The sequence below is a fragment of the Streptomyces coacervatus genome, from assembly GCF_029223485.1.
In the GTDB taxonomy this organism is placed as follows: Bacteria; Actinomycetota; Actinomycetes; order Streptomycetales; family Streptomycetaceae; genus Streptomyces; species Streptomyces coacervatus.
Map to the genome: position 1 here is coordinate 83,899 of NZ_JARHTP010000018.1, position 26,837 is coordinate 110,735.

At 68.7% G+C, this 26,837-nt stretch carries 31 protein-coding genes and 3 pseudogenes; 14 read left to right on the top strand and 20 right to left on the bottom strand.

Annotated features, from left to right (window positions below; genetic code table 11):
- Positions 1–10: 10 nt before the first annotated feature.
- The gene (locus P2Q00_RS36350; RefSeq protein ID WP_275778272.1) at positions 11–604 is read right to left on the bottom strand and encodes a TetR/AcrR family transcriptional regulator; all 594 of its coding nucleotides are present in this window, start codon (positions 602–604) and stop codon (positions 11–13) included.
- Between the two features lie 165 nt (positions 605–769).
- Here P2Q00_RS36350 and P2Q00_RS36355 point away from each other — a divergent pair, with 165 nt between their 5' ends.
- The 7 genes and pseudogenes from P2Q00_RS36355 (at position 770) to P2Q00_RS36385 (ending at position 5,210) form a co-directional block, all read left to right on the top strand.
- Entirely contained in the window at positions 770–1,915 is a 1,146-nt protein-coding gene (locus P2Q00_RS36355) for an FAD-dependent oxidoreductase (RefSeq protein WP_275778274.1), read from the top strand.
- A 33-nt stretch (positions 1,916–1,948) separates the two neighbouring features.
- Positions 1,949–2,329: a hypothetical protein gene (locus P2Q00_RS36360; protein WP_275778275.1), complete on the top strand. Its 381-nt coding sequence runs from the start codon at positions 1,949–1,951 to the stop codon at positions 2,327–2,329.
- Between the two features lie 294 nt (positions 2,330–2,623).
- On the top strand, positions 2,624–3,547 hold the full coding sequence (locus P2Q00_RS36365) for a terpene synthase family protein (protein WP_275778276.1): 924 nt from the start codon (positions 2,624–2,626) through the stop codon (positions 3,545–3,547).
- 51 nt (positions 3,548–3,598) lie between these two features.
- The gene (locus tag P2Q00_RS36370; protein WP_275778543.1) at positions 3,599–3,922 is read left to right on the top strand and encodes a winged helix-turn-helix transcriptional regulator; all 324 of its coding nucleotides are present in this window, start codon (positions 3,599–3,601) and stop codon (positions 3,920–3,922) included.
- Positions 3,907–4,212: an SCP2 sterol-binding domain-containing protein gene (locus P2Q00_RS36375; protein WP_275778277.1), complete on the top strand. Its 306-nt coding sequence runs from the start codon at positions 3,907–3,909 to the stop codon at positions 4,210–4,212. Before P2Q00_RS36370 ends, P2Q00_RS36375 begins: the two co-directional genes overlap by 16 nt.
- Before the next feature lie 24 nt (positions 4,213–4,236).
- Positions 4,237–4,380 (top strand): annotated as a pseudogene (locus P2Q00_RS36380) (IS5/IS1182 family transposase); the annotation flags it as partial.
- A 146-nt stretch (positions 4,381–4,526) separates the two neighbouring features.
- The gene (locus P2Q00_RS36385; RefSeq protein WP_275778278.1) at positions 4,527–5,210 is read left to right on the top strand and encodes a hypothetical protein; all 684 of its coding nucleotides are present in this window, start codon (positions 4,527–4,529) and stop codon (positions 5,208–5,210) included.
- A 36-nt stretch (positions 5,211–5,246) separates the two neighbouring features.
- Here the strand turns inward: P2Q00_RS36385 and P2Q00_RS36390 are convergent, their stop codons facing one another.
- From P2Q00_RS36390 to P2Q00_RS36410, 5 genes are all read right to left on the bottom strand, one after another.
- The gene (locus tag P2Q00_RS36390; RefSeq protein ID WP_275778280.1) at positions 5,247–5,945 is read right to left on the bottom strand and encodes a DUF4232 domain-containing protein; all 699 of its coding nucleotides are present in this window, start codon (positions 5,943–5,945) and stop codon (positions 5,247–5,249) included.
- A gap of 215 nt (positions 5,946–6,160) precedes the next feature.
- Complete coding sequence (locus P2Q00_RS36395; protein WP_275778281.1) at positions 6,161–6,307, bottom strand: DUF4333 domain-containing protein; 147 nt, start codon at positions 6,305–6,307, stop codon at positions 6,161–6,163.
- A gap of 236 nt (positions 6,308–6,543) precedes the next feature.
- Positions 6,544–6,966: an organic hydroperoxide resistance protein gene (locus P2Q00_RS36400; RefSeq protein WP_275778283.1), complete on the bottom strand. Its 423-nt coding sequence runs from the start codon at positions 6,964–6,966 to the stop codon at positions 6,544–6,546.
- Positions 6,967–7,084: 118 nt separating this feature from the next.
- Positions 7,085–8,143 carry a hypothetical protein gene (locus P2Q00_RS36405; protein WP_275778284.1) on the bottom strand — a complete coding sequence of 353 codons (1,059 nt, stop codon included), beginning with the start codon at positions 8,141–8,143 and terminating at the stop codon, positions 7,085–7,087.
- A gap of 377 nt (positions 8,144–8,520) precedes the next feature.
- The gene (locus tag P2Q00_RS36410) at positions 8,521–8,961 is read right to left on the bottom strand and encodes a hypothetical protein (RefSeq protein ID WP_275778285.1); all 441 of its coding nucleotides are present in this window, start codon (positions 8,959–8,961) and stop codon (positions 8,521–8,523) included.
- A 130-nt stretch (positions 8,962–9,091) separates the two neighbouring features.
- Between P2Q00_RS36410 and P2Q00_RS36415 the strand changes: the two genes are divergently transcribed.
- The 4 genes and pseudogenes from P2Q00_RS36415 (at position 9,092) to P2Q00_RS36430 (ending at position 11,022) form a co-directional block, all read left to right on the top strand.
- A complete protein-coding gene (locus tag P2Q00_RS36415; protein ID WP_275778286.1) occupies positions 9,092–10,012 on the top strand; it encodes a helix-turn-helix domain-containing protein in 921 nt (306 codons plus the stop codon).
- A complete protein-coding gene (locus tag P2Q00_RS36420) occupies positions 9,982–10,218 on the top strand; it encodes a hypothetical protein (RefSeq protein WP_275778288.1) in 237 nt (78 codons plus the stop codon). Before P2Q00_RS36415 ends, P2Q00_RS36420 begins: the two co-directional genes overlap by 31 nt.
- 272 nt (positions 10,219–10,490) lie before the next feature.
- A pseudogene (locus tag P2Q00_RS36425) lies at positions 10,491–10,775 on the top strand (alpha/beta hydrolase); the annotation flags it as partial.
- A gap of 37 nt (positions 10,776–10,812) precedes the next feature.
- Positions 10,813–11,022, top strand: coding sequence for a hypothetical protein (locus P2Q00_RS36430; protein WP_275778290.1), 210 nt, complete (start codon positions 10,813–10,815; stop codon positions 11,020–11,022).
- A gap of 653 nt (positions 11,023–11,675) precedes the next feature.
- On the opposite strand, the gene P2Q00_RS36435 is transcribed toward P2Q00_RS36430, so the two are convergent.
- The 5 genes from P2Q00_RS36435 to P2Q00_RS36455 form a co-directional block, all read right to left on the bottom strand.
- Positions 11,676–12,119, bottom strand: a complete 444-nt coding sequence (locus tag P2Q00_RS36435) for a PIN domain-containing protein (protein ID WP_275778292.1) — start codon at positions 12,117–12,119, stop codon at positions 11,676–11,678.
- Complete coding sequence (locus tag P2Q00_RS36440) at positions 12,116–12,382, bottom strand: ribbon-helix-helix domain-containing protein (RefSeq protein ID WP_275778294.1); 267 nt, start codon at positions 12,380–12,382, stop codon at positions 12,116–12,118. The genes P2Q00_RS36435 and P2Q00_RS36440 overlap by 4 nt, the downstream gene beginning before the upstream one ends.
- Positions 12,383–12,551: 169 nt before the next feature.
- The gene (locus P2Q00_RS36445) at positions 12,552–12,875 is read right to left on the bottom strand and encodes a hypothetical protein (RefSeq protein ID WP_275778296.1); all 324 of its coding nucleotides are present in this window, start codon (positions 12,873–12,875) and stop codon (positions 12,552–12,554) included.
- Positions 12,872–14,092, bottom strand: coding sequence for a Shedu anti-phage system protein SduA domain-containing protein (locus P2Q00_RS36450; protein WP_275778297.1), 1,221 nt, complete (start codon positions 14,090–14,092; stop codon positions 12,872–12,874). Before P2Q00_RS36450 ends, P2Q00_RS36445 begins: the two co-directional genes overlap by 4 nt.
- A 683-nt stretch (positions 14,093–14,775) precedes the next feature.
- A complete protein-coding gene (locus tag P2Q00_RS36455) occupies positions 14,776–15,531 on the bottom strand; it encodes an SDR family NAD(P)-dependent oxidoreductase (RefSeq protein WP_275778299.1) in 756 nt (251 codons plus the stop codon).
- 128 nt (positions 15,532–15,659) lie between these two features.
- Between P2Q00_RS36455 and P2Q00_RS36460 the strand changes: the two genes are divergently transcribed.
- Positions 15,660–16,094 carry an Rrf2 family transcriptional regulator gene (locus P2Q00_RS36460; protein ID WP_275778300.1) on the top strand — a complete coding sequence of 145 codons (435 nt, stop codon included), beginning with the start codon at positions 15,660–15,662 and terminating at the stop codon, positions 16,092–16,094.
- Between the two features lie 8 nt (positions 16,095–16,102).
- Here P2Q00_RS36460 and P2Q00_RS36465 read toward each other — a convergent pair whose 3' ends face one another.
- From P2Q00_RS36465 to P2Q00_RS36485, 5 genes are all read right to left on the bottom strand, one after another.
- Positions 16,103–16,480: a Tn3 family transposase gene (locus P2Q00_RS36465; RefSeq protein WP_275778545.1), complete on the bottom strand. Its 378-nt coding sequence runs from the start codon at positions 16,478–16,480 to the stop codon at positions 16,103–16,105.
- A 147-nt stretch (positions 16,481–16,627) separates the two neighbouring features.
- The gene (locus P2Q00_RS36470) at positions 16,628–16,987 is read right to left on the bottom strand and encodes a hypothetical protein (protein ID WP_275778302.1); all 360 of its coding nucleotides are present in this window, start codon (positions 16,985–16,987) and stop codon (positions 16,628–16,630) included.
- 318 nt (positions 16,988–17,305) lie between these two features.
- Positions 17,306–17,677, bottom strand: a complete 372-nt coding sequence (locus tag P2Q00_RS36475; RefSeq protein WP_275778304.1) for an STAS domain-containing protein — start codon at positions 17,675–17,677, stop codon at positions 17,306–17,308.
- Between the two features lie 404 nt (positions 17,678–18,081).
- On the bottom strand, positions 18,082–18,351 hold the full coding sequence (locus P2Q00_RS36480) for a hypothetical protein (RefSeq protein ID WP_275778305.1): 270 nt from the start codon (positions 18,349–18,351) through the stop codon (positions 18,082–18,084).
- Between the two features lie 5 nt (positions 18,352–18,356).
- A complete protein-coding gene (locus tag P2Q00_RS36485) occupies positions 18,357–18,953 on the bottom strand; it encodes a DUF5994 family protein (RefSeq protein WP_275778307.1) in 597 nt (198 codons plus the stop codon).
- 292 nt (positions 18,954–19,245) lie between these two features.
- Between P2Q00_RS36485 and P2Q00_RS36490 the strand changes: the two are divergent.
- Positions 19,246–19,465: pseudogene (locus tag P2Q00_RS36490) on the top strand (PRC-barrel domain-containing protein); the annotation flags it as partial.
- 209 nt (positions 19,466–19,674) lie between these two features.
- On the top strand, positions 19,675–21,420 hold the full coding sequence (locus P2Q00_RS36495) for a SpoIIE family protein phosphatase (RefSeq protein ID WP_275778308.1): 1,746 nt from the start codon (positions 19,675–19,677) through the stop codon (positions 21,418–21,420).
- A 484-nt stretch (positions 21,421–21,904) separates the two neighbouring features.
- Here the strand turns inward: P2Q00_RS36495 and P2Q00_RS36500 are convergent, their stop codons facing one another.
- Genes P2Q00_RS36500 through P2Q00_RS36515 form a run of 4 tightly spaced genes read right to left on the bottom strand, consistent with a single transcriptional unit; the run spans position 21,905 to position 26,750 of the window.
- A complete protein-coding gene (locus P2Q00_RS36500) occupies positions 21,905–23,563 on the bottom strand; it encodes a glycoside hydrolase family 13 protein (RefSeq protein ID WP_275778310.1) in 1,659 nt (552 codons plus the stop codon).
- A 42-nt stretch (positions 23,564–23,605) separates the two neighbouring features.
- The gene (locus P2Q00_RS36505) at positions 23,606–24,433 is read right to left on the bottom strand and encodes a carbohydrate ABC transporter permease (RefSeq protein ID WP_275778311.1); all 828 of its coding nucleotides are present in this window, start codon (positions 24,431–24,433) and stop codon (positions 23,606–23,608) included.
- 2 nt (positions 24,434–24,435) lie between these two features.
- The gene (locus P2Q00_RS36510; RefSeq protein ID WP_275778312.1) at positions 24,436–25,356 is read right to left on the bottom strand and encodes a carbohydrate ABC transporter permease; all 921 of its coding nucleotides are present in this window, start codon (positions 25,354–25,356) and stop codon (positions 24,436–24,438) included.
- 5 nt (positions 25,357–25,361) lie between these two features.
- Positions 25,362–26,750, bottom strand: coding sequence for an ABC transporter substrate-binding protein (locus P2Q00_RS36515; protein WP_275778313.1), 1,389 nt, complete (start codon positions 26,748–26,750; stop codon positions 25,362–25,364).
- Positions 26,751–26,837: the final 87 nt, after the last annotated feature.

The window sequence follows — 26,837 nt, forward strand, 5'->3', positions numbered from 1 at the left end:
GGCCCAGGCGTTACTGCGCGGGCGGCTTGCTTGGCGGCTCCCAGCCGTGGGTGAGGATGTCGAAGAGTGCCTCGACGGCGGCCCGGCGGTCCTGCCGGCCGCGAGCGAGCACCGGGATCTCGAGTACGAATCGGGCAAGAGCCACACATGCGATGTTGTCGTGGTCCACTCCGAACTCGTCGGCGATGGCTGCGCTGAGGCTGTCGGTGTAGCGGGTCCACATGCGTTCGGCGTAGGCGCGCAGTACCGGCGTGGAGTTCACCAGGTTGGTGAACGCGGCCGCCTGAGGATGCGCCTCGATCGACGGCCAGGTGTCCAGGACGTGCTGTCGAAGGGCATCGAGGATGCTCTGGTCGGAGGGTCGCTGCCGCACCGCGGCGACCAACTGTGACTCTCGGTCTTCGTCCTGGTCGAATACCAGCGCTTCCTTGCCGCTGAAGTGCTTGAACACGGTGGCGGTCGACACGTCGGCGGCGTCGGCGATGTCGCGGATGCTCACCTGGTCGTAGCCGCGCTCCAGGAAGAGTTGCAGTGCGGCGTCGGCGATCGCCTGCCGGGTGGCCGCCTTCTTGCGGTCGCGGCGGCTGGCAGAGGGCATGGTCATGGCTGGAGCGTACCCGATAGTCGAATCAGTCACTAAGTAGAGTCATTGCACTTTTCTACTCGCTCTGATTTTATAGGCGTGGCGGGCACCTGAGCGGCACATCCGGTGCCGAGGTCGACAACGCCCCGTCTGCTCGCCCCTCTTCGCCGACTGAAAGGGACAACCATGAACTCCCCAGACCCCGCCCGGGCCCGCATCAGCATCATCGGTGCCGGCCCCGGTGGACTGACCTGCGCCCGCATCCTTCAGCAGCGCGGCATAGCGGTCACCGTCTACGACCGCGACCGGGGCCCCGACGCGCGCAACCAGGGCGGCACCCTCGACCTGCACGCCGACAACGGCCAGATCGCCCTGCGCGAAGCCGGTCTGCTCGACGAGTTCTTCAAGCTCGCCCGCCCCGAAGGGCAAGAAATGCGCCGGATGGACCCGAGCGGCACGATCACGTCCCATGAAGTCCCGGCGGCCGACGAACTCTTCAAGCCGGAAATCGACCGTGGCCAGCTGCGTGACCTGCTGCTCGACTCCCTGCAGCCGGGAACCGTGCACTGGGGCCGCGCCCTCGACACGATCAGTGGACCCGACGACGGGCCGCGGCAGTTGCACTTCACCGACGGCACGACCATCCAGACCGATCTGGTCATCGGCGCCGACGGGGCCTCCTCCCGGGTACGCCCGGCCGTGTCCCCCGCCGTCCCCCAGTACACCGGGGTGAGCTTCCTGGAAGCATGGTTCTCAGACGTCGACAACCGGCACCCGGACATCGCCGAGCTGGTCGGCCAGGGCAACGCCCACGCAGCCGACGGTGAACGCGGCCTGTTCGCCCAGCGCAACAGCGGAAACCACATCCGCGTCTACATCATCCAACGAGTCCCGGTCGACTGGATCGGCACGAGCGGCCTGACAACCGAGGACACCGACGGCATCCGCGCCCTGCTCCTGGGCGAGTACGCCCACTGGTCGCCCCGCATGCGCCGGATGATCACCGAGAACGACGGCCCCTACGTCGACCGCCCGATCTTCGCCCTCCCGGTCCCGCACACCTGGGAACACAACCCGACGGTGACCCTGCTCGGAGATGCCGCCCACCTCATGCCCCCGCTCGGCGTCGGCGTCAACCTAGCCATGCTCGACGCCGGCGAAATCGCCCTCGCTCTCGCGAACGCCGCCACCGTCGCCGACGCGATCCGCATCTACGAGAAGACCATGCTCCCCCGCTCCACCGAGACGGCCAAGGCCCTCGAAGGCGGCGCCGAACACCTGCTGTCCGCCGACATACCCGACCTCGGCAGCAACAACGACGCCCAGCGCTAAGAACTGACTGAGGTCTTCAGCCGCCGTCGGCACATGATGGTCGCAGCCGAGGGTGATGAAGGCTTGGTGGATGCCGTTGCGGATCTCCCAGCGGATGCGCAGGCGCCGGAACCAGTGCAGCGGTGCGATGGCGCCCTCTGCGACCCAGCGGTGGACTCCGAGGCCGGAGCAGTGTTCGGCGCCGCGTCGGGCGATGACCGGAGTGATCTCGAGCCGGCGCACCTTGTCGCGGTCGACGTCGTGGTCATAGCCACGGTCGGCGTAGACCCGGCGGGGCCGACGCAGGAGCCGGCCGCTCCTGCCGCGGATCGGCAGGACGGCCTGGATCAGCGGGATCACCTGCATGACCTCCAGCAGCTCCGTCTTCTCCCGTCGGCCATCCCGCTGCAACTAGCGATAGTCGGCCAGGGCTAGTAGCACACACGGAAGGCAGCCGAGCGGCGGGCGTATTGGGCGGCCGTCACGGGCAGAACAATCCCGAGCAGCATGCGGCAGAGGCGGCCCGCCGAGCACGGCGGTGCACGAGCCTACCGAGTGCGAGAGACCAGCAACCACCTGTAGACGTAGGCGTCCGCGCCATCGAATCCCCCTGGACATCCTCGTCGCCCCTGCCCAGGAGGCACCATGAGCACGCCCCCGCCACCAAACGTCTTCATGCCCTTCCCGCCGGCAGGCTCCAACCCCCACGCCCCGCAGGCGGAGGCTGCCATGTGGGCCTGGCTGGAGACCTGCGGGCTCCTGCCGACCGAGGCGGCCCGGCTGCGTGTTGAACGAACCCGCCCGGCACTGATGTACGCACAGTGGTGTCCGACGGCCGATCCGGACGTGCTGGCGTTACTGACGCAGTATCTGGCCTGGGCATTCATCGTGGACGACGAGTTCGACATCCGGATCCCCGACCCCGATCGCTGCATCGCAACCGTTACCGCTCTGGACACGGTGTTCGATCCGCACTTCCGGGCGGCGGGGAACGGCCCCCTCGTCGACGCGTTCGCGGACCTGTGGAGGCGATTGTCCCTGGGGCGTTCCGAAGGATGGAGGAAGGCGTTCCGGTCCGAGGTGAGGGCGTGGCTGTGGACCTACTACCGAGAGGCCGTGGGACACCTGACAGGGCACCTGCCGGATATGGACGCCTACAGGGCACACCGCAGAGACGGAGTCGCCCTGTACATGTTCATGGACATCAGTGAGATCGCGTCGGATGTCGATCTCCCCGAGAGCGTGCGGCAGTTGGCAGCCTTCCGGGACCTGAGGGATGCCGCCGAGGAGCACATGGGCCTGTACAACGACATCTGCTCGCTCGACTCGGACGAACGCGTGGGCTATCGCTACAACGCGGCGCTACTCCTCCAAGACAACCAGGACTTCACGCGTGAGCAGGCGGTCGGCGCCGTGAACAACATGCTCACCGCGTGCCTGCAACGGTTTCACACCGCGATGGAACAGCTCCCCGTCCAGCTGGAAACTGCAGGGATCAAGGGCCAGACGTATGCCGATACCTTGCGGACGGCAGAGGACTACGCCCGGTATGTGCGAGCAAACTTCGACTATCACCAGCAGACTCCCCGCTACACCAGCGTGCCGGAGGTCGCCCTGGAGGGCATGCTCGGGCTCAGCACGCCGGATGAGTAGTAGCTACGGGCCAACTATCGCTGAAGGTCACAGCGACCCCTTGTCCGCTCCCTGGATGTTGTCGGGGAACGGTGGAACCTCCTGCTGGTGCGGGAGCTGTCGCTGGGGCCGCGCCGCCACCGCGACCTCGCGGCGGGCCTGCCGGGCATCCCCAGCAACGTCCTGGCCGCACGCCTGAAGGACCTTCAGGCCGCGGGCGTCGTCGTCCGGCGAACCCTCCCGGCACCGACCGATGTGACCGTGTACGAGTTGACCGACGCCGGCCGGGCGCTGCAGCCCGCGCTCAAGGAGCTGCTGGCCTGGGGCCGGCCTATGCACCGGAACCGGCCCCGGACGACGCAGTGCAGCCCAGTTGGGCCATGCAGAGCGTCATAGGCCGACCCAGTGCGCTGGCCGAGGGGCAGACCTGCGAGCTGCGGATCGAGGACGAGGTCTTCTATCTGGGGTCCGACGGCGGCAGGGCCACCGTTCGCCGCGCGCCGGCACCGGACGGAGACGTGGTGGTCACCATGTCCCTCGACACCCTGTACAGCCTCCTGACCGGCCAGGCGACGGCGACCGACGCCCTCGGGCGCGGCACGGTCGACGGCGAGGTCGGCATCGCCCACCACGCTCTGGAGGCGTTCGCGGGGGCGGGACTCGTCGAGCAGGCAACTGCGGGCTGAGAGCCGGTCCGTACCCGAACCGGACATGCGAAGATCCGGACCCTCGTCGAGCAGGCCGTCGCCGTCCTCAAGTCCTGGCAACTCCTGCGCAAGCTCCCATGTTCAACCACTCGCATCACGCGCATCGTCCAGGCCGTCCTCTGCCTACATCTGGCCGGCTCAGACTGAGAATCAGACTCATCACGACGGGAATCGTCGCCTCCGTATGGCTGTCCAGCACGTAGAAGGTCGCGGGTGTCTGAGGCTGACCAGCCAGTAGAGTCCGTGCGGGATTCGCGCAGCACGTCGCAAACGTCGAGGGGGAGGCGAGGCCGGTGGGTGCCGAGGCCGGGACGGTGGCGGCAGGGTTTCCGGAGGAGGAGTTCCCGTACGTCGGTGACAACAGCCGCAACTCCCGTATCGCCGTGGAGCGGCCGGAGGCGGGGCGGCCGGCGTTGTTGCATCTGGTGAAGCGGGGCGAGGGCGAGTTCGTGCTGTCCGGGCAGGAGCGGGGAGCCGGTGCGACCCGGGATGCGCCGCCCCACATGTACTCCACTGATGACTGCGATGCGCGACTCCTGCTGCCGGTGAACACCACCCATCTGAAGGTCGAGCCGTATGAGGGCGAGCCGTGTTCCTGGGCGATGCGGGTGCTGCCGCTGGGGGATGCGGCGGTGTTCACCGGCGAGCATGTGGGAGAGAGTTCGGACGTCCTGTATCGGTTCGACGCCGAGCCGGGACTGTTCGAGATAGAGGTCGAGAGAGCGGAAGATCACCAGAACTGGGAGGTGTCGTTCGTCTGTGACCACCAGTTGGGCGGGCCGCTTTACGTCGACTCCCTCTGCTGGGAGTGCAAGGCGGTCACCGACCGAGAGGCCGAGCGGATCGGCACGCGGCTTGCGGACTACGTGGAGGCGACCGGCGAGGATGGCGGGCGCTTCTTCCTGCCGGGCAGTGGTGTGATCACCTTCGTCTCGGAGGACAACTGTCGGTGGTCGTTGCGCACTGCGCGGCTTTGAGCCCTGGCGAACCCGACGAGGGCGTTGCTGCTGGGCTCACTTGCCGGAGCCGACGTGGTAGCCGACGGGGTCGACGTAGACGTCCGGAGCGTTGCCGCTGGAGGCGGAGATGGTGAAGGCCAGATCGTTGAGATCCACGATCTCCGAGACCTTCTCGTTGGGCGGGGTGACGGAGAGCCGGGTGTAGGTCTTGCCGGAGCCGCTGGTGTCCGGGATGAAGTGCAGCAGGAAGCGTGTCTCCTCGCCCGGCCCGATGGTGACGGTGGACGCGGAGACGTCGGTGCGGGCGGCGTCGGGCCCGGTGTCGCCCAGGCCATCGGGGCCTACGAGTTGGACGCCCGGGAAGCCGTGCATGCTGCATGCGCTGGAACCGGTGTTCTTCAGGTTGACGACTATCTCGTTCTTGGTCCCCGTGGCGGTGGCGCTGGGGGCGAGATGGTCGGTCTTGCACCTGGAGCCCGACGTCGAGGATTGGGCAGCGAGCTCGCTGCCCTTGCTGGAGCCGGTGGAGGTGCCGGACGAGGACGAAGCCGAAGTCGAGCCCGTGCCGCCGGTGGAGGAGTCGGACGAGGAGGAACCTGAGGTCGAGCCCGTGCCGCCGGTCGAGCTGCTCGCAGCGGTGGACGCGCCGGTGTTGGCGGAAGCGCTCGATCCGTCGCTGCTGCCGCACGCGGTCAGCGAGAGGCCGGCAGCAGCGAGGATGAGGGCGAGGGCGGGCATCTTCTTGACGCGCATCGGTACTCCTGGGAAGTGGTGTTGTATCGGTCGTTCGCTCCGGCTGAGCGGGCACGGTTGGTTCATAGGAGGCCTGTTGCCGGGCGATGCGTTGCGTAGGGATTGCGCCAAGACGCCTCTGTGACAGGGGAGTTGACGCGCCGTTACGGGAAAGCGGAGGAACTGGGACAGGCCGGGCCCGTTGCGCTGGCTGCCGGGGCTCTGAAGGTCTCGCCCTACTTCGCCAGGCCGTAGTCGAAGCTCACTCGGTCGCCGTTCACTGCGGTCACGGAGATCAGCATCGTCTTCTTCTCGCCGTTGAAGACGGCGGTGCACGCCACGGTGTCGTCCATCTTCGCGTGCAGCCCGCTCGGGCAGCTCACGGACTGCGGCCGTCCTGGTGTCCACCTGGACGGCCTGGAGGAGGCAGGGGCGCGGCTGTGGCCTGCAGCATGTGGCCTCGTCGGCAGCGGCGACGAGGACGAGCCCGACTGTGTGCCGGACTCGCCGCCCGCCTGGCCGCGAACGGTCGACATCGGATCGGCTCCCGGTGCCCGGTGAGCTCTCTCACCGAGCGGGAGCCTCCGTCATGAAACGGGCCTGGGCGGCCCGGAGAACCTCAGACCGTGGCTTTGAGGGTCACTTCGATGTTCCCCCGGGTGGCGTTGGAGTACGGGCACACCTCGTGCGTGGTCTTCACCAGCTGATCGGCGGTGGACTGCTCCAGGCCGGGCAGGTACGCCGTCAGCGTGACGGCCAGGGTGAATCCGCCGTTGTCCAGAGCGAGCAGGCTCACCGCGGACCGGACCGTCGACTCGCCCAGCTTGAGCTTCTGCTGACCCGCGATCAGTCGAAGTCCGTTGTGGAAGCACGCGGCGTACCCGGCGGCGAACAGCTGCTCGGGGTTCGTCTTGTCGCCGCCGGGGCCGCCCATCTCCTTCGGGACCGCGAGCACCTCGTCGAGTACGCCGTCGAGGGAACGGACCTCCCCGTTTCGGCCGTCACCGGTCGAGAGGGCCTCAGTGGTGTAGAGCGCAGACATGCTGTGTCCTTTTCGTTTCGTATCTGTAGGCGCCACAGTTCGTGGGCAGGCAAGGGTTCGGAAATGACGAGTGGAATGACGAGTAGTCAGCACGGTGGAGTGGGGGCCGCCGCAGAGATCACCCGACGTCGACGGGGCGCAGGGTGAATCCGTCGTTGGGCCGGCCCATCAGCAGGGCGGCCAGCCCACCGCTCAGGGCATACGTCGAGCCTCGGGGGCCGGCCGTGACGGCGCTGGTGACCGGGTCGGCGACGCTGTCCGTAACGGTCACGGTGGCAGCCTTCCAGTGGTCGCAGGGGCGCACCCGTTGCACTACGGCGGCCTCTCCGGTGAGCAGGCCGCTGCTGACCGCGGCGATCGAGCCGTCCGGCAGGACCCGGATGCCCGCGGTGAGAGCGGAGAGCCGGGTGGAAAGTCGTACCGCACCGGCCTGTTCGGGGTGGCGGGTCGGCACCCGCACCAGGCTGCCGTCGGCCTTGGCGACGATCAGGAAGTCCCCTGGCATCCACGCCACGGCGGTGGCGCCCACGCCGGTCAGGAAGTTCGGGATGTCCACCGTGCCGGCCAGGAGATCGTCGCTCAGCAGGACGGAGGCCCGTCCGTGGCGGTCGATCCGGAACACCGTCGGGGTCAGCTGGTCGACGGCGTATGCCGTTCCGTCCGGAGCCACCGTCACGTCGGCCAGCAGGTGTTGCTTGCCGTCGCCCGCGACCTTGTTGAGGTCGGCGTACCACTGCCGGCGCCCGCTGGTCGCGTCGTAGCTCGCGACGCCGGCGACGCTCAGTTTCGTGGAGGGCGACGAGCGGTCGGCGAGTCCGTAGTCCACATTCGTGGCCAGCACCCGGTTCCGCCTGGAGTCGACGCGGACTCCCTGAACGGACACCAGTCGCTTGTCGTCGACGAGGGTACGCACCGTACCGTCCGTGCTGACGGTGGAGATGGTGCTGTGCGCCAGCGAACCCACCACGAACCTCCGCGAGTGCGGGTCGTAGTCCACCGAGTGGGGGAAGACCCCCGGCCCCCGGGCGTCAATGGCCTGCGCCTGGTGCGGCCGGCTGTAGGCAGCGGCACTGATGTGCCGGCCGGGCGTGGCATGGGCGGCGGCGGTGGTCAGCGCCGTGCCGGCTGTCGCCAGCGCGGCAAGGACCACGGCGGCGGCGGAAAGCCTCGGTCTCATCGGTATCAGTGTCTTTCTCTCTCAACACGGCCATGGTGAAGCGCTGTTGACGCGTCACGCTCGCGACTTGAGCGGTGGTGTCGTGCGCCGACGGCTACTGAACGGTCAGACGGCCGGCTCCCCTCAGTGAGGGGGCGGGTGGTGCTTGCCGTTCGTGGATCCGAGTCTGCCTCCGCGGCCCGCGGGCAGCCTGCCTCCGTCAGGGGCAGGCTGCACTGCGACGGCACGCGGATACTCCCCCGCGTGATCAGAAAGCTGAGGCCGCAGGAGATCTCGTAACCAAGCCGTTTACGACCGCATCCGCTCTCTCAAGGTCACTTCGACTTTGAAATGGCCCGGCGGCTGACGGCGGTGCCGGAGATCCGCGGCGCACCACCTTACGAAACGATGAGCCGTTCGAACTGGAAGGTGATGCTTTCACCGTCGTAGCGAATGGGCTGCGCGGAGGCGAAGTTGTAGCTGTTGATCGGGTTGTCATTCCAGTCACGCAAAACGACGGTGAAGTTCTTGCGTCCGCCGCGATTGATCCAGTCGGTGAGGGGCTGGGTGCGGCCGGCCCCGCGTACCAGGGTCACCTGGTTGCTGCTCAGGCCCTCGACCCTCGCGAGGTACTCGGTGAGGGTGTTGTCCATGTAGAACGCGTACGAATGAGCGGTGAGATCGGCGGCGGCCCGGGGGCCGGAGGCCAGGGTGGAGACCGGCGCGGTGGCGGCGGGGGCGGCAGACGCGCTGGCGCTGCCGGAGAAGACGCCGAGGGTCAGCAGTGCCATGGCGGTTGCACCAGGCAGGAGCAGGCGGCGGCTGATCGAGCGTGTCATCACGGGGTCCTCACGGTCGAGAGTGAAGCGGGTCGACTGGAGAGACCGGGCAGCAGCAGAAGGGGTTACGACGCAAGGTAACCATGGGAGGGGCAGGCTACGGGGCGCCGGGGCGTCCATACTCGGCCGCATGAACAAGAAACCGGGTCTGGGCGACTTCCTGCAGAGGCGCCGGGCGCAGTTGCTGCCGGCTGACGTGGGGCTGCCGGATTTCGGAGAACGGCGGCGCGTGCCGGGGCTGCGACGGGATGAACTGGCCCAGTTGGCGGGGATCGGCCTTTCCTATTACACCCGGCTGGAGCAGGGGGTGTCGCTCAACGCTTCACCGGAGGTGCTGGACGCCCTTGCCCGGGCCCTCGGTCTGGACGAGGTGGAGCGAACTCACCTGCACGATCTGGCTCGCGCCACGCGTCGCAGCGGCAAGCGCCGCAGGCCGGCGCCCGAGCACATGGGTGAGACGACCATGCAGTTGCTCGAAGCGTTCGGTGACGCACCCGCGATCGTGCTGGGGCGCCGCAGCGACGTGCTGGCGTGGAACCGTACGGGACACTCCTTGTTCGCCGGGCATCTGGACCGGCGCATACCCGATCAGCCGGACCGGCGCCCGAACATGGCGCGGATGGTCTTCCTGGACGCCCACACCCGGGACCTGTTCGTGGACTGGCGGAAGAAGGCCAGGACGGTGGTGGGAAAGCTGCGACTTGCCGTCGGTCAGTATCCGGACGATCCGGCGCTGGCCACGCTGATCGGCGAACTGGCCATGAAGAGCACGGAATTCGCCGCTCTGTGGTCCGAAAACCGGGTCAGGAACTGGGAGATCGCGGCCTATCGCATGCGTCACCCTCTCGTCGGCCAGATGCACCTCAACCTGCAGACCCTGACAATCCCTCAGGAGCCGGGGCAGCGCGTCGTCGTGGCGACCGCCGAGGCCGGTTCGGGCTCACAGGCAGCCCTGCACCTTCTCGCCCGAGCCAGCTCCCCCGCCCCCCGGCAGGCAGGGCACAGCTCCGCGACCGCCGAATGCGCACAGGCCGAGACCAGCGCGATCTGACCACCGAGGTCCGCTTCAGCTTCGGCACCTTCGTACCCAGCGCCTACCGGGCCGGCGCCGCCAGCCGGTTCGGCGGGACCTTGCCTCAATTCCGGAAGCGTTTCGAACGCGAGGCCGGTGCGCTGGACCGCGTCCAGGGGGCGCACATGGTTCGGCTGCTGGACAGCGGCTGCGACGATGATCTGGTGTGGGTCGCCACCGAGTAAGTCCCCGGGCCCACGCTCGTCGAAGTCGTTGACGCACACGGGCCGATCGACGCGACGGCCGCCCGGCGCCTGCCGGCCGGCCTGGGACGCACGGTCGAGGCCATCTGACGCTCGGGGATCGTCCACCGTGACCTCAAGCCGTCCAACGTGATCCTGGCGGCCGACGGCGCCCGCGTCATCGACTTCGGTGTCGTCCAGACCGCCGGCGGCACCACGATCACCGCCGGCGGCCAGAACGTGGGAACCACCGCCTCTATGCCCGGAACATCCTCGTCATCACCGAGGCCGGCAGCCACGCGGACGTCGCGGCCCTCGCCTACATTGCCGCGTTCGCGCCGGACAAGGGCGAGCCGGTCAGCTCCCTGATCGCCGAGCCGCCGCCCGGGGCTCCGGTCCCGCCGATCCTGCCGCCCCAGGACGGGTTCCTGTTCCTGGACCGGGAGAGGTTCGCGGCCTCCTTTGCCGCCGACGTGCCCGAGAAGCCGGCAGCGATCACGGCCGACTCGCAGGTCCCTTGGGGCCTCGACGCCCTCTTAGTGACTACACTCGCCGGCGCCGTGATCGCGCGAGCCCACAGAGTAGAGGAACACGAAGATGCAGAATCCGTTCAGGGATGGCGGTCCGCTCGACATCGCCATGGGACTGCTCGGTCTGCTGCTCTCGATCGCTCTCCTGTGGAAGGGCATACAGATGGCCCAGAACGGGAGCTCGTGGTGGTGGCCGCTGACGGCGGGCGCGATGGTCGTCCTCAGCCTGCACGGCCTGTACCGGCGCCGCCCGTCGAAACGACAGAGCAGGCCGTAGGCACGGCGCGCAAACCGGGTCTGTTGTGTCGCCGAAACAGGCCCGCATTGCGCAAGCCCGTCCGACCCGCCTCCGCCCCGAATACTTCGGTCGCCGCTGAACCGCACTCCATGTGCTCCTGCAATCGCGCCCTTCCGGCCGGCTCTCGCTTCCAGAAGTCGCCTGCTCTTCAACCGCCTGGAGGACCTCCCAGCGCCTCTGAGTCGCCGGCGTGCCCATAGCGTGCCCTTAAGACCGGCAACCACGGTCAACAGAGGTGCGATCCCGCCCCCTCGGGCGCAACCCCAGAGCACATATGCCCAGGTCAGAAGCTATCCAGCTCCGCAAGCGCCGTCGCTTCCCAAGCTGAGAGCGCGAGTTCGATTCTCGTCACCCGCTCTTCTTGAAGCCCCAGGTCATGGACCTGGGGCTTGTTCCATTGGGGAGCCGTTGCTGCGGCTTACGAGTACTCCCGCACCCCGAGAGTGGCCATCCAGAGGGCACGCGCACCTTGAGAGTGCGCCCCCATCACTTCGCGGCGTAGCGCTTGAGCCGAAGTAGCCGTCAGCCCGTTGTTCCTGAGCGATGGCGGATGCCCGTCCTGTGCGTGCTTCGTCGTGCACGCTGCACAAGCCACGTGTCGGAGTGGACACTTGACCGCCGAGGGTCGTGCGTCAGAGCGGGAGGTCGTCAGGGAGTACCCGGAACGCCTTGTAGCGGCCCAACGGGCGTACGGCCCGGAAGTCTCGTCGGTCGAGGGTGAGAATCGCGTCCGTGTCGTAGTCGGCGGCAAGCGCCACGTTCACCGCGTCGGCGAGGTCGAGGTCCAGCGCGCGGTAGCGGACACGGACAGACTGCGCGGCACCCAGGTGATCCTCCGTGATCTCCGGCATGACGACACGACCCCGGTTCATCCAGCGCCGCAGGTCGTCGACCGCGCTGAGGGCAGCTTCCCTGCCGAGCTCGCGCGTGGCCACGTGATCCAGTTCGGCCAGCAGAAGCGGGGACATGACGAGCAGGCCCGCTCCCATGATCGCCTCGTTGGCCGCCCGGTGTTCCGGATGAGCCGAGTCCAGGGCTGCCAGAAGGCCGGATGTATCGGCGATGACGATGATCACGCGGCGGATCCGGCACCCGAGCCGGTCTCACGCCGGACGGCCTCGGCGACCGTGTCGCGGACCTCCGACTTGGACAGCGTGCGCCCCGGCCCCTCGAAGGTGCGCGAGAACAGCGGCTCGTCCCAGACCCGGTTCGCCATGGCTGCAAGGTGGATGCCCTGACGGATGATCTCGGCCTCGCTTATACCTCGACGCTTGGCGGCTTCCTTGATGATCGCCAGGTCCTCGGGGTCGGCGTAGACGTTCGTGCGCTTCATGGACATGTACCAAGAGTAGTCCATGTACCAGATTGGCGTATAGCGCTGCTTTTCCCTCGCCCCACGGGAAGTACCTGTGAGCCCGGAGCTTCTTGACGCTGCTACGCCGCCCGTCGGCCTGGGCGCCTCCCCCTGGACCGGCATTTCCCTTGCAATCTGGCTCGCAAAGGACTCGTCAGGCACGCCCCGGGCGCAGGTGGCGGGACGCGGCCAGGCAGGAGGACAGCCAAGTCGCCTCCTGGCGATTGATGATCAGATCCTCCACTGTGATCATCCCGTCCCACTCGCCGTCCAGTCTTATCGAGTGGTCGCCGATGCTGAACCTCTCCCAGTCTGCGTCGCTGTGCCAGAGCCGGGCGGTCTTCTCGCCCCGGCGTTGGGCGAAGACGAGTTCCTCACCGTGTTCGTTCTGGAAATAGCCGACGTAGTCCTCGGCTGTGATCGCGCCACCACAAAGGCGGGCCAGGATGGATTCGATCTCCGAAGGGGCCTGATTCATACGGCCGGCTCCTCCCTCGGATCAGAGGGGTCTGGGCCCTGCTGTGCCGACGAGAGCGCCAGCATCCGCTCCGCCGACTCCAGCAGAGTCTCGTAAGTAATCACTTCTATGCGTGCTGCGTGTGTGTTGTAGGTCCGCAGTGTTTCCGCGATCTCCTGCGGCATGACCTTCCCGTTCACGTACCGGGGGTGTCCGATCACGACTGTCGCCGAGGCCCTGCGGGTGTCAACGCCGTGATCCGCGAGGATCCTATGGCGGTCCTCGTCCATGACCCGCAGGTAGTTCTGCGTCTGGGAGACCGCTTGATGTGCCAGGGCACCCAGCATGAGGTGGCCACTGCGCCGGATGACCAGGTCCTTGATGTTGGCGCGCTTGAGTTCCACCACGTGCAGGGTGCCGTCACCGCGCAGCAGAGGGATGTCGAGGATGGTGTCCGGGGTGTACTGACGACGGGCCAGCTCGGCCACGTAGGCACCTCCGAAGATCCATTCCTGGTTCTTCAGACAGGCATGGAGCGCGCTCTCGGAACTGTCTGGATCCTCCACCGCGGCACGCAGGGCCGCGAGGCCGGCTCGTCTGGCCTTCAGTTCGAGCAGTTGGGCCAGCAGTCCGGCGTCAATGTCCGCCAGGACGTCACTCATCATCCGCGCGGCCTCGGGGGTGGCCGGCCGGGGAAGGTTGCGGAGAACGATCTCCATGTGCCCGTGCACTTGAAGACGTCTCACTTCCCTGGTGGACAACTGGATCCCGCCCTCGCCGGTTCCAAGCCCCAGATAGTCGACGGACTGCGCGATGCCGAGAAAGAGATCGCGGGCGTCGGTGGCAGTCGCATCGGGCTGGCCTCGGCACAGGGCATCCAAGGCGGCGACGGCTCGGTCGGCGCCCATGGTGACCAGCCTCCGCATATGTTCCTCGCTGCGCTGCCGCGCCTCCTCGTCGTAGTAGTTCTCCAGGATGTCGAGGAACAGGTCACCTCGGGCGTAGGCAGCGAAGCGCTGAAAGCGCTGGGCGAGCCCGAAGTCCCCGTACAGAATGGCCTCTTGGGCTACATCCTCTAAAGCGTCTACCAAGGGTCTACCCTTGCCGTACGTCCCGCCGAGGCCACCCATGATGTGCAGCACCGCATCGATGCGCTCCCGTACACGCGTGTCCTCGTTGAGCTCCCGCGCCGCCTTGACCAGTTGCCAGAGTGTGAAGCCGGATCTGAATGTCGCCATGCGGGCCACCCTAGAAGCGGGCACTGACAACCATGCTTGGCGGAAAACTGGGGAGGACTCTCGCTCGTCGACTGATCCCGAGACCTCTTTCAGACGGGAGAAGCCCAGGATGCTGTGCCATGGGCTGGGCTGCCCCGGAGAACATGGCCCATCTGGGGTTAACCGGATCCGCTGCCACTACGCCTCATCATCCTGTGCAGCGCGTGCCCATCATGTGCCCCTGCAACGGCCGGTATTCGAAGGCGACGTGGACGTGCAGGCGGCATCGCTTCCCAAGCTGAGAGCGCGAGTTCGATTCTCGTCACCCGCTCCACAACCGAGGCCCAGGCCAGAGACCCGGGCCTCTGTGCGTCCAGGTCGGGGCTCTCCGTTTTTGCACGGCAACACCTTCCCGGCGTGCCTTGCGTATGGTCGCGCAGAGCCCGGCAGCAACTTCCTGCTATTGGTCATCGTCGGAGTGCTGGTAGTCAGCACGGCCGACTGTGGCTGGCGTAGGTCGTAGAAGCGGAAGCCTTGGAGCTCGTGACACGATCTTGTGGATGTGCACTGGTGGGGCGTGCCTTAGAGCTCGTAACGCGGTCACGATCCGGTCCTCTTGAGGCGTGTCCACGCGCGCGCGGGTCGTCGGCGGTGCTCGCCCTGAGGGCGTGATGTCCTCCGGGGCGCGCGTCAGGGGTTCCGGTTCAGGCGTTGTAGCCGCCGTGGGCGTCCAGCACCGCGCCCGTGACGTACGACGCGGCGGGGCTCGCCAGAAAGGCGATCGCCGCGGCGATTTCGTCGGGGTGCCCCACGCGTTGCAGGGACAGCGCGCTGACCAGGGCCTTGAGGGTCTCGGGGCCCGGCCCTTCCATGCCGCCCTCCATCAGTCCGGCCTCCACGACGTTGGCCGTGATGTCACGGGGCCCGAGGTCGCGTGCGACGCCCATGGTGTACCTCTCGATCCCGGACTTGGTCGCCGAGTAGTCGGCAAGGCCCGGGGCGCCGACCCGAGAGCCCAGTCCGGAACTCACCGTGATGATGCGGCCGCCCGCGCGCAGCACTCGGGAGGCGGCCCGGATGACGGCGATCACGCCGAGGTAGTTGGTGGCGTGCATCCGGTCCAGTGCGGCGGTGTCGGCGTCCGGGTCGTCCACCGTGCGGCCCTGCTCCACCGAGATCGCCGCGTTGTTGACGAGGATGTCCAGGCCGCCGAAGTGCGCGACCACGTCGTCGATCAGCGCCGGTGCCCGGCTCGTGTCCGCCTGGTCGGACTGGAAGGCGACGGCCTTGGCTCCCTTGCCGTGCACCTCGTCGACGACGGCCTGCGCCTGCTTCTCGGAGCTGACGTAGGTGAAGGCGACGTCGGCGCCCTGCTCGGCCAGCAGTCGTACCGTCGCGGCTCCCAGTCCGCGCGACCCCCCGGTGACCAGGGCGACCTTGCCCGTGAGTGGCTTGCTCATTCTTCTCACCTCGTTGATCGACCCTTCCCGGCAGTCGCAACGCTAATTGTTACGACAGCCTGTTGCAACCTTAGCTGTTACGACCGTGCTGTCGTAACATGAAACGTTGCGGCCGAGAGGAGGGGTCCATGAGCGCCAACAGCAGGCTGACCATCGCCGCCCACGCGCTGGCCTGGATCGGCCTCTACCAGCGCCAGGGCCATGAGGTCGCCACCTCCGAGCAGATCGCGACCAGCGCGAACACCAACCCCGTGGTGATCAGGCGGCTGCTCGGCGAGCTGCGCAGGGCCGGGCTCGTGGAGTCCCGGCGGGGCATGGGCGCGGGCTGGTCGCTGGCACGCGAGCTGGAGTCGATGACCCTGCTCGACGTGTACGAGGCAGTGGAACCCGGCCCGCTGTTCGCGATGCACCGCACCACCCCGGACCAGGGATGCGTGGTGGGTCACGGCATCCAGCCGGCGATGCAGGGCATCTACGAGGGCATCGAGGAGACCCTGAGACACGAGCTGGCCCGCGTCACGCTCGCGCACGTACTGCGGGACGTACTCGCGGCACCTCGCTAGCCTCCCCGTTACGCCCTGACATCACCAAGATCCCCATCCATGCCCAGGCCGGCGAAGAGCCTGGCAACCAGGCACACCAAAGACCGTTGCAGTATCGGTGGCGGACCGGCTGTGTCTGCAGGGCATCCTGTACGTCCTGCACAACGACGTAGCCTGGCAACTCCTGCCGCAGGAGCTGAGGTTCGGTTCCGGACAGAGACGTCGAGCTGGGCGTCGTAGTCGTCCGGGGTGATGCCGAGCTCGTAGGTGGAGTTCTCGCCGAAGCGCATGATGTGCTCGGTCAAGTACGGGGAGATCAGGGCCAGGTCGAGCGGGTCGATGCCCCGGCCCTCGGCCAGGAGCTGACGGACGGCCTCCGCGATGTCCAGGGTGTTGTGGAAGATCACCAAGGTGGCGCGGCAATCGGACGGTGCGAATCACCCGGCCTGCACGCATAGTCGCAAAGGAAGACATCGGCGCATGCGAGCCGACGTGATCCTCGACCAACGCTGGTCGGCGATGAGTTGTGCGCGCGGCGGGCCGCTCGTCGGTTGTCAGTCGGGCCGTTGGGTGCGGTTCTCGTGGGCGAGGCCGTCCGGGTGGGCAGCACTGCGCTGCCCGAGGGGAAGGACCAGGGCCCGCAGCAGCACAGGGGCCGACCGCCGGACGGCCGTGGGATCCGACGGTCGACGGATCGCTCCGATGTCCTGCCATCCCCACGTCAGGAAGGTGTCGCAGGCCAGGGCGTCGGCTTGGTCGACCAGGGTCGCGCCGAGCGAGGCGTGGTGGTCGGCGAGCAGGCGTTGCTGGAGTCGGCGGGCGAGGTCCTGGTCGTCCGTGTGGGGATGCACCACGATCTCGGTGATCGCGAAGACGTGTCCGGACACGGTGAGCTGTTCGACGCTCTGTGGCAAGGTCCCGTCGAACCCCCTCCACCAGGTCCCCTCGCGCGGTACGGGGAAATCCGTAGGCACACCCGGCGAAAGCCGTGTCCTCCGCGATCAGCAGGGCGAATCCGGCCCGCCGGATGTCGCCGGTGAGCCGCCGCAGAAATGCTTCCCGGCCGCGGTACTCCTGGCCTGCCGGCGCGCGGGAGGACTCCACGTACAGATCGGCCAGGTCCTCCCGCAGGGTCTCGGCCTGCCAGCGGTTCAGCCGGCGCAGACGTACCGCGTGGGCGGGAGTCGGTGTGCTTCGCTCACTCCGCGGCGGCTCGCGGCGGAGCGGGGCCGTCACGGCGCACCGCCCGCAGCGGCGGGAACACGACGTGATGGTGCTCGAACGGCGTGGAGGTCGTGGAGCAGGAAGCCGGAGCCGGTGATCTCGATGATGCGGGCCATGACCGGCGGCGGACAGTGCAGTTGGAGGGCTGTTCCGGCATCGGTGGCCGCCCGGTATGCCGCGAGGAAGGCGTTGAGTCCGCCGGCGTCGCAGAAGAGGACCGCCGTGAGATCGACGTCGACGATGCGGATGCCGTCGCGCACGCATGCAGCCAGGGCGGCGCGCACGAGCGGGGCGGTGGCCAGGTCGATCTCTCCTGCGAGGGTGATCAGGGTGCGGGTGGTGTGGTCGCGCCGATGGACGTTCAGTTGGGGCAGGGGCATGAGTCCTCGGTTCGGAGTGCCCGTCGGGGAGTGCCGCCGCGCGGCAGGACCGGGTCCGGCCCTCGCGGTGTACCGCCGATGCGGGGGTGTACGTGGTGAGGAGTGAACGGCCGGTCCGGCAGCCCGAGTCGGTGAGGGTCGTGGTGGATCGGCCGTCCGGGGATGCGCCTCGGGATCGGACGGCAGGTCCGCACCCCGGCGGGCATCGTGTCCTGAAGGGGTACCGTCCGGGGCCCGGACGGCACTGTGGAAGCCTGGTCGGCTCGGAGGGAACAGGACACGGAAAGACCCCGGCCTGTCATGAGCGGTGCTGCGGCCGGGGTCCCGGGCGGCGGGCTGTGCGCATCGGTTGGTTCGGTTCGGCCCGTTCGGTGACGGGCGGGGAGTGCCTGCCGGAGACGGGCTCACCCGGCCCCGTTACGGGTGCGGCGCCGGGGCCGGAGCCGCCCGCGTCCGCCGTCGCGATGGTCGCGGCGGCGGCCGGCGCTGCTCGTCCCCACCCCGCCGTGGGCCTTCCGCGGAGCCGACGCGGCCGGTCCCGCGAGGGGCGTTCCGGAGCGGCCGTAGTGGAAGGCGGCGATGCGGTCGCTGTGCTGTGCGTCGAGCAGATGGATGAGGAACGCCCCGACAGCGATCATCGCGAGGATCACGAGCACCGTCACGAACGTCTCCACGGCCCTCACCTCCCCATCGGCTGATGCGGCAGCGCAGCGGTCACGGCCGGGATCCGTGGACGTGCGGCCGGATCGCTGGCCGCATGTCCTCCTTCGGAGTCCCAGACCGCCTCCACGGCCCGGTCGGTCTCGGACACCGTCCGCAGGCGCGCCGCCTCCTCCATCAGCCGGCTCGCGGTCGACGTGCCCAGTGGGTCGCTCGCGGCGGACATCAACCAGGCGGCCGAGACGGGAGTCGTCCGCGGCGGGACCACGAGGAGGTTCCAGCGGCCCATGCGGTAGGAGAGCAACAGCAGTTCATGCGGGTCCTGCTCGGCCAGGAACCAGCCCACCTTCACCACATGCCCGGCGACGGGCACCTTGCGCGGGACGACCGGCCAGTGGGTGGGATTCACCGTGACCCGGGTGATCCGCCCCCACAGGGGATCCAGCACGTCGGTCAGAGAGGGGAGTTCCGCCACCAGATCGCGGGAGCGGGGCCACCAGGCGCCGTCCAGCAGAGCCGGTGCGGGACCGACGGGAGCCAGGGACAGGCGGAGGAAGGACGAGGAGGAACGGTCTTCGGCTTCGGCTGTCGGCGAAAGGGAAATGGTCGCAGTCATGACGCGAACCCTGCCCCGGGCCGGTCGCAACCGGCCCGGCATATTCGATCGCCGAAAACGTCACAAGCATGGAAGCCGGTGCGCGAAATATCCTCGGTAGTTTCAGCGTACTCCTCGGACAGGCCCAACGGACCGTTCGGTCGGCGGAGGAACCCGTGCGCAGCTGCGCCCTCGGACGCCGTACTGCCCGTAGAAGCATCCAATGACGGCAGCGTGTTTCAGCCATACGATGACAAGTGGGTCAGTCGGCCCCGTTGTACCACCGGCGGAGCGCGCAGACAGGGAGCAGGGCATGATCCGTGCAGCCGACATCCGCGAGTGGCGCAACCATGACGTGGTCGACCCGAAAGAGCGCAGGATCGGCATGCTCGAAGCGGTCCATGTGGACACGGCCACCGACGAACCGGCCATGGCCACCGTCCGGACCGGGCTGCCCACCCGCCACCGCCTGGTCTTCGTCCCCCTCGACGACGCGATCCTCGGCCCCCGCTACGTCAAGGTCTCCTACGACAGGGGGCAGGGGGCGAACGTCAGCTCGCGCGCCGCTGACCGTACGCACGCGGCACGGAGGAGGTGATCCGGGGTGATGGCGCTCTTCCTTCTGCTCGTCCTGGTGGCCGTCGTGCTCTTCGCCGCCGACATGGCCTTCTTCGCGGTGCGGCTGTCCCGGCACCCGGGACGGCGTCCTGTCCGCTGAGGGTCGCCATGACTGGAGGGCGGCATGGTGGAGGGTGCGGGAGGTGAGCGGCGGTCGTGGCCGGCGGCCGAGCCGGGTTTCTGGCGGCAGGTCGTCGAGCAGCTGAGCACAGCCCTGATGGTGGTGGATCCGGACGGACTGATCCTCGCCGTCAACCCGGCCGCCGAACGGCTGCTGGGCCGGGCCGCCCGCGCCATGCGCGGGAAGGACGCCCACGAGCTGCTGCACCGGGATGCGGACGGCAGCACGCTTCTGAGGGAGCTGTGCCCGCTGCTCCAGGCGCTGGCCGAGAGGGTCGCCGCGCGCGGGGAGGGCGACAGCTATCTGCGCGGTGACGGTCGCCTGGTCACGATCTCCTGGTCCGCTTCTCCCCTGGTGGCCGACGGCTCCTTCAAGGGCATGGCCGTGCTCTTCACCGACGTCACGGGCGACCACGGCGCGCGTCGTGAACGTGCGGCCTATACGAGTGCTCTGGAGGACCTCAACGAGCGGCTGACGCTGGTCGCGGAGATCACCGACGTACTGGGCCAGACCCTGGAGACCGACGAGGCCCTCGCCCGGCTGGGCCGCCTGCTGGTTCCGCGCCTCGCCGACTGGGCGGCGGTGGATCTCCGGTCCGGTTCCGGTCGGGTCCACCGGGTGACGGTGACCGGTCCCGCGGGCCGGGACGCCGGACTGGAGGGCGGGCGCGAGCACCTTCCCGAGGCCGCGGAGGGAGACCACTCGCCTCTTGTCCAGGTGCTGAACGGCGGTTCCCCTGTTCTGCGGCACGAGCAGCACGACACGGGGACGCACGACGCGGGGACGGCGGCAGCACCGTCCGACTCTCCCCTGGCCGCCCTCCACAGCGACTTCCTGCGGACGGTGCACGCGACGTCCGCCATCACGGTGCCGCTGGCTTCCAGACGGCAGATCACCGGCGCGCTGACGCTGGTGCGCACCGACCCGGCGCACCCCTTCGACACCGCCGATCTGGACGTGGTGAGCGACATCGGCCGCCGGGTCGGCCTGGTCATCGACAACGCCCGCCGGTACGGCCGCCAGCGCGCCGTCGCCGAGGCCATGCAGCGCAACCTGCTCGCCCCGCTGCCCCAGCCGGGCCGCCTGCGGCTGGCCGCCCGCTACCAGCCCGCTCCGGTCGGCTCCCAGGTCGGCGGCGACTGGTACGACGCGTTCGAGCTGAAGGACGGCGCGCTCGCGCTGGTCATCGGGGACGTCGTGGGCCACGATCTGACCGCCGCGGCCGGGATGGCCCAACTGCACGGCATCCTGCGGTCCCTGGCCTGGGACCGCACCGAACCGCCCGGCGCGGTCGTCGACCGCCTCGACGACGCAATGCCCGCCATCACCACCGTCCCGATGGCCACCCTCGTCCTCGCCCGGGTCGAAGGCCACCCGCAGACCGGCCCATGGACACTGCGGTGGACCAGCGCCGGACATCCGCCGCCTCTCCTCCTGGCCCCCGGCGGACAGGCGCAGTACCTCGAAGCGGGACAGGGACTCGTCCTCGGCGCTCCCCCGGCCACCGGCGCGAGCAGGCCGAACGCCACGCTGCCCCTGCCGCCGGCCTCCACCCTCCTCCTGTACACCGACGGCCTGATCGAGATCCCCGGCAGCGACCTGGACACCGGCCTGGGCCGGCTGCGCCGCCACGCCCTCGCGCTCGCCCACGCACCGCTGGACACGCTGTGCGACGAGCTGCTCGCCCGGATGCCGCCCGGCAGCACCGACGACGTGGCCCTCCTCGCCCTGCGTCTGCCGACGTCGTGACAGGGGGCGGGCTGCCCGGGCCCGAGGGCGGGCGGAGGTCCGTCATCGGCCGGCGGCGTCTCCCGGACGATTCTCCGGATACGCACGAGCGAAGGTACACACGGCCGGTTCCCGGCATGCGCCATCCGCGGTCGAGCAGAGAACCGTTCCCCCGCGGCCCGGACATGTCTGTCGATCGCCGTGCCCTTGGCGTGCCCGTAAGAGCGGAGAGCCACGGTCGGCCAAGGTGCGATCCGGACTGTCGGCATGTCACCCCGGACCACGTAGACGCAGGTCAGGCCCATGCACCTGCCCAAGCGCCATCGCTTCCCAAGCTGAGAGCGCGAGTTCGATTCTCGTCACCCACCGAACCCCCAGACGAAGACTTGGAAAGCATGTTGGGGCAACCAGTCACGACCTGGCAGAGATGGAACCAGGGCCTGTCCGGTCGGCGGGGAGGAACACCGGACAGGCCCTGGTGGCTTCGGGGGCGCTTGAGTGCGCGTCAGTTCCGCTGCAGCAGAACCGTGGTGTCCGGCGGCAGCAGGCCGCCGTCCTCGCTCAGCGGGCCCGAGGCCAGGAGGGGGCCGGCGCCGGCAGGGAGCAGGATCGGCTCGGCGGAGAGGTTGACCGCGCACAGGACGCCGTTGCCGCGTTCGAAGAGGAGTGTGTCCGCCGGGCTGTCCAGCCAGCGGAAGTCCTCCCCCCGCAGGTTGGGGTTGGTGCGGCGCAGGCGGAGGGCGGAGCGGTAGAGCTGGAGCATGGAGGTGCGGTCGGCCTGGTTGGCTTCGGCGGTGTAGGACTTCCAGTCCTTGGGCTGGGGGAGCCAGGGGGTGGCGAGTACGGAGGTGCTGAAGCCGAAGGGCGGGGTGTCGCCGGTCCACGGGAGGGGGACCCGGCAGCCGTCGCGGCCTCGGAGGGTGTGGCCGGAGCGTTCCCAGATGGGGTCCTGGAGGAGTTCCTCCGGGATGTCCTCGACCTCGTAGAGGCCCAGTTCTTCGCCCTGGTAGACGTATGCGCCTCCCGGCAGGGACAGCATCAGCAGGGCGGCCGCCCGGGCGCGGCGCGTGCCCAGGGCTAGGTCGGTGGGGATCGGCCGGTCCCGGAACAGGGCCTGGACGCCGGTGTCGGCGCGGCCGTAGCGGGTGACGTGGCGGGTTTCGTCGTGGTTGGACAGGACCCAGGTGGCGGGGGCGCCGACGGCAGCGAGGCTGGTGATGCTGCGGTCGATGACCTCGCGCAGCTTGCCTGCGTCCAGGGGGCACTTGAGGAAGTCGAAGTTGAAGGCGGTGTGGAGCTGGTCGGGGCGGAGGTACTCGGGCATGCGGTGGGGGCGGACGTGGGCTTCGGCGACGAAGACGCGGGGGTCGGGGTAGCTGTCGGCGATGGCCCGCCAGCTGCGGAAGATGTCGTGCAGGCCGTCGCGGTCCCAGTGCGGGTGGTCCGGCTGGCCCTCCCCCGTCAGGACCGAGAACTCGGTCAGGCCGAGGTCGGGCAGCGCCGGGTCCTTGACCATGCCGTGGGCGACGTCGATACGGAAGCCGTCTACGCCCAGGTCGAACCAGAACCGCAGGACCGACTCGAACTCCGCCCGCACCTCCTGGTTGTCCCAGTTCAGGTCGGGCTGTTCGGGGGCGAAGAGGTGGAGGTACCACTGGCCGTCTTCGGTGCGGGTCCAGGTGGGGCCGCCGAAGGCCGCGTGCCAGTCGTTGGGGGGCTGGGAGCCGTCCTCGCCCTTGCCGTCGCGGAAGATGAAGCGGTCCCGTTCCGGGGAGCCGGGGGATGCCGCCAACGCCTGCTGGAACCAGGCGTGTTGGTCGGAGGTGTGGTTCGGGACGATGTCCAGGATGATGCGCAGGCCGACGGCGTGGGCCTCGGTGATCAGCTGCTTGGCCTCGTCGAGGGTGCCGTAGGCGGGGTGGATGTCGCGGTAGTCGGAGACGTCGTAGCCGCCGTCGGCCAGCGGGGACGGGTACCAGGGGTTGATCCAGATCGCGTCGATGCCGAGGTGGGCCAGGTACTGGAGGCGGGAGCGGAGGCCGGCGATGTCGCCGGTGCCGTCGCCGTCGCCGTCGGCGAAGCTGCGTATGTAGACCTGGTAGATGGCGGCCCTGCGCCACCAGTCGGCGTCAGCGGGCAGCGCGGTGGGGGTCTGGTCGGTCATGGTGCTCGGTCCTGACTGTTCTGAAGGTGGTGGGGGTGGGGGTCAGCCCTTGACCGAGCCCTGGAGCAGCGCCTTGACGAAGTGGCGTTGCAGGACCAGGAACACGAGGATCGTGGGGGCCATGATGAGCAGGGCACCGGCGTTCAACAGGACCTGGTCGGTGCTGTATTTGGTGGTGAACGCCTGCAACGCGCCCGCCATCGTGCGCTTGTTGGGGTCGTCGATCAGCACCAGCGCCAGCAGGAACTGGTTCCAGGTGGACAGGAACATCAGCAGCGCCAGGGACGCGATCGCGGGGCGGGCCAGCGGCAGGTGGATGTGGAACAGGGCTCGCCAGGGGCCGGCGCCGTCCATGCCCGCCGCTTCCGACAGCTCCTTCGGTACGCCGACGAAGTGCGCCCGCATCCAGAACACCGCGAACGGCATGTTCATCCCGACGAGGGGGAGGATCAGCGCCCACTGGCTGCCCAACAGGCCCATGGCTTTGGTCTGTTCGTAGAGCGGGACGATCACGATCTCGTACGGGAGGGTGAGGGTCAGGACGAGGATCGTGTAGAAGACCTTGCCCAGGGGGATCTCCAGGATGGTGATCGCGTATGCGGCCATCGTCGAGATCAGGACCGCGACCGGGACGACGCCGAGCACGATCAGCGTGCTGGACTTCAGCAGCGTCGTGATGTTGGCGATGTTCCAGGCGTCGACGAAGTTGTGCCAGTGCGGGTCGGTGGGCCAGCTCAGGCCGGAGGGGAAGGATCCCTGCGGGGCGAGGGCCGCGCTGACCATGCTCAGCAGCGGGACGACCGAGTACAGCGCTGCGGCGGCGATCAGTACGAGTCCGGGGGCGCGGCGGCGAAGTGTCTGTGCGGGCATGGTCACTTCTCCCGGAACAGGCGTTGGAGCGGGACGACGACCGCGATGACGATCAGGGCGAGGACGACGGCGAGCGCGGAGGCCGCGCCGAGGCGGCTGTCGCTGAAGGCCAGGTTGTAGACGGCGACGCCGGGGACCATGGTCTGGGTGCCGGGGCCGCCCCGGGTGGCAAGGTAGACGACGTCGAAGCTGGCGAGGGCGGCGATGATCGTGATGGTGACGCAGACGCCGATCTCATTACGCAGGCCGGGCAGGGTCACGGCGAAGAACTGGCGGATGGGGCCCGCCCCGTCGATGCGGGCGGCCTCGTACAGGCTGTTGTCGATCTTTCCGATGCCGGCCAGGAGCAGCATCGTGCACAGCCCTGTGGACAGCCAGGTGCCGATGAAGCCGACGGCGGTCAGGGCCCAGTGGAAGTCGGCGAGCCAGGCGCGGGCGAGGGAGCCGAGGCCGATGGCGCGCAGGGTCTGGTTGACCACGCCGTTGTCGGAGTACATCCACGTCCAGGCCACACCCGCGGCGGCACCCGGGATGATCTGCGGCAGGAACAGCAGTGTGCGGGCCACGGTGCCGGTGAAGCGGCCCTCGATCCGGCGCAGTACGGACGCGGTGATCAGGGCGAGGGTCACCGGCAGGACGGTGAAGAAGAGGATCAGGTAGAAGGCGTGGAGCAGGGAGGAGAACTGCTCCGAGTCGGTGAAGACCGCCGTGTAGTTCTTCAGGCCTACCCAGGTGGAGGCGCCGATGCCGTCCCAGTCGTAGAAGGAGTACTGGATCGACAGCAGCACCGGGTAGAAGTTGAAGACGCCGTAGAAGGCGAGGGCGGGGAGGGCGAAGAGCCAGCCGGCCCACCGCCTCGCCCGGAGCCGGTTGCGGCCCCGGGCGGCGGCGCCCTTCCTCGTCGGTCGGGGGGTGGAGGGCATGGGGCTCAGCTGCTCTTGAGGGCGTCGGCGTAGGCGGTCTGGAGGGTCTTGACCATCACGGCGGGCTCGACCTTGCCGGAGACCAGGAGCTGGAGCTGCTGGGGCAGCTTGGTGTCGACGGCCGGGGCGGCGTTCTGGATCCAGCTGTCGAAGCCGTTGTCGGCGGCGATGGCGGCGTATCCGGTCTGGATCTGCTCGGACGCGGTGCCGGACAGCGACGGCGTCTTGGCGGAGTCCGAGGTCACCGCGGCGTAGCCGTTGGCGACGGCGACCTTCGCGGCGGCGGGCGTGGTGAGGAAGTTCAGGAACAGGGCGGCGGCGTCCTTGTTCTTGGAGTGCGCGGCGATCGAGTAGGCGAGCGTGTTGCTGGTCATGCCCGCGTACTTGCCGCCCTTCTCGGCCGGCGGCATCGGGAAGACGCCGTACTTGCCCTTGAAGGTCTTGTCGATGGTCTGGGTGATCCAGCTGCCCTGGAAGAAGAACAGGCCCTTGCCGCCGGTGAACTGGCCGTACGACGCCTCCTGGTTGATGGCGTTGACGTCGGAGGCGAAGTAGCCCGCCTTGATCCACTTCTGCAGGGTCTGGGTGGCCTGGACGGCGGCCGGGGTGTCCAGGGTGGCGCCCGGCTTGTGGTTCACGAAGTCGCTGAGTTTCTGGGCGCCCATGTAGTCGCCGAGGAGCAGGTTGTAGAGGTGGCCGATCAGGCCGTCCTGGTTGGAGGCGACGATCGGGGTGATCCCGGACTTCTTCGCCTTGGCCATGACCGCTTCGAGGTCACTGATGCTCGACGGCACGGTCTTCATGCCGACCTTGGAGGCCAGCTCCTTGTTGTAGAAGACGCCGACGAGGGGGCCGGCCGAGCCGCCCGCCTGGTAGAGCGAGCCGGAGCCGATCACGCCGTCGGACACCCGGCCGGGGGCGAGTGCGGAGGCAGGGACCTTGCCGCTCCAGCCGTACGCCTTGTCGTAGGCGTCGAGGTTGGTGAGCAGGCCGTCCTTCACACCGCCGAGGAGGTCGGAGGGCGCGGCGATGTCGGGCGCGGAGTCGGAGGCCAGCAGCCGCGGCAGCACGGTGTTGTAGTTGTTGTCCGCCTCGACCCGCAGCTTGACCTTGATCTTCGGGTACTTGGCCGTGAAGGCGTCGGCCAGGCCCTGCTCGTAGGTCTCCAGACCGGCCGCGGAGAACAGGGTCAGGGTCGCGGGGGTGTCGGCAACGGCCGTGTTCACAGCCGTCGGCGTCGCGCCCGCCGCCGAGCCGGAGCCCGAGTCCGAGCCGGGCCCGCTGCACGCGGCGAGCGTGGCCAGTGCGGAGGCCGCGGCGACGGCCGCCAGCGGGGCACGCAGGCGACGGCCGACGGTTCTGGCGGGGGAGGTGGGGTGCTGCTGCTTGGGCATGATGCCTCCTCGCATCCATGCGGCTGCCGCTCCACTCATGGTCGGCAGACAGAGGTCGGCGTGCTTCCCGGACCGGGCCGCAGAGGA